Below are 2716 nucleotides of genomic sequence, written 5' to 3'. Positions count from 1 at the left end.
GGTAAGCAGTCAAAAAATGGCTATTGATTGCAACCTCTATCTTCGCTGCGAACAAAAATTTTAGAATTTATGTATAGCAGTGAAGATCTTGAAAGGTTTTACTTTCAATACCAGACCGAGGCTTTGCCTCATGGAGAATCTCTCCAATCGTTTTGCGTTAAGAACAAAGTTCCTTATAACATCTTTCAGAAATGGTACAAGGATACCCGTAAAAAAGTAGTTGAAGTCCAGGTTGATGGTGCTCCTGCAATTGGTCATGAGGAAAAATCCAGGGCTAGTGATCAACCTCAACCGGTATCACCAAGCAGAGATGATCACCCGGTTCGTATTTGGGTTGGGATTCGTATCAGCAATGGCTTGCATTTGTCCCAAAAGAATTTAAGCTACCAGGATTTGGTTCGTATGGTAGAGCAGTTGGAGGGGTTATGTTGAGTGTTACCGGTCTGAATCATTTTTATTATGTCCGTGATTTTACCGATATGCGTTGTAAACACAGCCGTGTGTTGTCTGTCATTCGTGAACGGCTTCACCGTGAGCCCAATGATGGAGACGTCTTTATAGTCATGTCTCGAAATCGCAGGATAGTCCGTATGTTTTCATTTGATAATCGTTCATATAGTCTGTTCGAAAAGAAGTTTGTAGCAGGCTATCAGTTCATGAAAGTAGAGCGGAACGGGGCAGATACTGTTTATCGGATTGACTGGAAGGACGTGGTTTTGATTCTTGAGAATCCTATAGTTAAAACATTAAAAATCAGATAATTAATCTATTTGTCCACTTGCGTTTTTGCGATTATTTTATTACCTTTAATGCTGTAAATCAAAGGTTTAAGTATGATCGATCTGCAAGATATAATTACAACAAAACGAGAGTTGTTGAGTAGGGCAACCTGCTCACTCAGCCCTATAAATTATAGTGCAGGTATGGCAGAGGATCAGAAAGAGCGGTACATACAATACCTTGCCGAACAGAATCAGGATCTTCGGTTGACAAGTGATGCCATGAAGCTTGTTTTGGAGGATTTTATGGCTCAGATGAAGGATCTGAAGGATCAGGTGTCCTCTATGGAATCGAAACATGCTGACCTTGAGAATCGGTTGTCAGAAGAGCATAAACTTCGCAAATCGGCTGAACGTAAGATTAAATCACTTCAGGAAAGACTTGATTATGCCCATCAGGAACGTTTTGGTGATCGACGTCAAAAGATCAAATCTAAAGCTAAGACGGGTGATTCAGACCGGAACAAGGAGAAGGATGATTATGATGGAACCGATGATACGCTTCGCACGGATTCGGTTGGTCATGTCCAATCACCGGAGGTTAAAGAGCCTTCCGGGAAAGGCCGTGATTTGTCCAATCGTCCTGACGGTTATAAAACGACGGGAGTATCCGGAGAAGTAATAGAGCATCCTTCTGACTTGACAAAGGTTCCCGGTCGCATCATTGAAAGGAGAATGGTACGGGTGTTCAGTTTCCGTACTTTCCTTACGGAAGAATGTTTTGAGATGGTTCATTATGCAGAGCCTGGTAAAAAGCCCAGGTGGGGTTATTTCCCTTCTGAAGGCCATCCGGAGGTGGTGACCAGATTCGAGGGTACTAAAGCTACTCCTGAATTTCTGCAGGCTATCGCCTATGAAGTTTATGTGAAGAATGTGACTTTCGGTCTTCTTCACCAATGGCTGACAGATATGGGCATGACCGTTTCTAAAAACACATTGCGCAACTGGCTTAAGAAAGGCAAGAAATACCTGGATGAATTGGTCTGTGTATTGAAGTCCATAGCTTTGGAAAAAGACTCGATAGTGAACTGCGATGAGACCTGGTGTAAGGTGCGTAAATATGATCACTATAAGAAGTGCTATATTTGGGTTCTGGTCAACAAGGCTCGGAAAACAGCCATTTTCTTCTATGAGAATGGCTCGCGCGGTCGTGAGGTACTTACAGACTTTTTGGGTGATGCAGAATTGAAGAGTATCATGTCCGACGGATACAATGCTTATGTGTTTATCGGCAATGATCTGAAATCAGCCCGTTTTAAAGATACTGTACACCAAGTTTGTATGTCTCATGCCAAAAACAAGTTTGTCAAGGCTTCCAATCAGGGTGGTGAACCGACTGCAGAACGCTTTTCCGAAATTTTAAAGGAGTTCTTTATGAGGGAGCGTAAATACGATGATGCCGGATTAACTCCAAAAGAAAGGTTTCGGGAAAGGCAAAGTCTGGAAACGAAGGAACTCCTGATAGAATTGCGCAGTCAGTTGGACAGTGAACTGTCAAAGGATTCAGAATTTAGAAGTCAGTATTATAGGGAAGCTCTCAATTATCTGAACCGGTTCTGGAAAGAGATTTTTGCCTACTTGGATGATGGTGAATTACCTATAGACAACAATCTGGCAGAGCGAACCATTCGAAAGCTGACTACCCAACGTAATAATTCACTTCATTATGGTAGTGATGCCGGTGCTGGGATGGCTGCAACATATCATAGTGTGATTGGAACGGTAAAGCTTCATGGCAGTTCTGTCTGGAACTTCATCGGAACTTTTTTCAAAAATATCTTTAACGGATGCAGGGATTATGTTAACATGGTTCCTGACAAAATCACTTTGGCTACCAGCCAATGTTAAATTCAAGACTAATTAATTAACAAAACTCGGTTTAGGGCACTGAAAAGTGCCCTTTCGAAGGGGGATGCCCTAAATTGAGTGCTTACATT

At 42.1% G+C, this 2716-nt stretch carries 3 protein-coding genes; all 3 read left to right on the top strand.

The features are described from left to right. Positions 1-69 precede the first annotated feature (69 nt). The 3 genes from DWX62_RS22190 to DWX62_RS21765 all read left to right on the top strand — a co-directional run bounded on the left by DWX62_RS22190 (position 70) and on the right by DWX62_RS21765 (position 2627). Positions 70-432, top strand: coding sequence for a hypothetical protein (locus DWX62_RS22190; protein ID WP_005827598.1), 363 nt, complete (start codon positions 70-72; stop codon positions 430-432). Beyond that, entirely contained in the window at positions 426-761 is a 336-nt protein-coding gene (tnpB, locus tag DWX62_RS21770) for an IS66 family insertion sequence element accessory protein TnpB (protein ID WP_005827599.1), read from the top strand. Before DWX62_RS22190 ends, tnpB begins: the two co-directional genes overlap by 7 nt. A 72-nt stretch (positions 762-833) precedes the next feature. Beyond that, the gene (locus DWX62_RS21765) at positions 834-2627 is read left to right on the top strand and encodes an IS66 family transposase (protein ID WP_005827600.1); all 1794 of its coding nucleotides are present in this window, start codon (positions 834-836) and stop codon (positions 2625-2627) included. The last annotated feature ends 89 nt before the right edge of the window (positions 2628-2716 follow it).

Source organism: Bacteroides sp. AF20-13LB (genome assembly GCF_003603065.1).
In the GTDB taxonomy this organism is placed as follows: Bacteria; Bacteroidota; Bacteroidia; order Bacteroidales; family Bacteroidaceae; genus Bacteroides; species Bacteroides uniformis.
The sequence above is the reverse complement of the archived record's forward strand: the minus strand, read 5'-3'. Positions and strand labels throughout refer to the sequence as shown.

What these genes read in the sequence shown, in the direction of transcription:
- DWX62_RS21765 (WP_005827600.1), top strand. Translation starts at nt 834, where the DNA reads ATGATCGATCTGCAAGATATAATTACAACAAAACGAGAGTTGTTGAGT.
- tnpB (WP_005827599.1), top strand. Translation starts at nt 426, where the DNA reads ATGTTGAGTGTTACCGGTCTGAATCATTTTTATTATGTCCGTGATTTT.
- DWX62_RS22190 (WP_005827598.1), top strand. Translation starts at nt 70, where the DNA reads ATGTATAGCAGTGAAGATCTTGAAAGGTTTTACTTTCAATACCAGACC.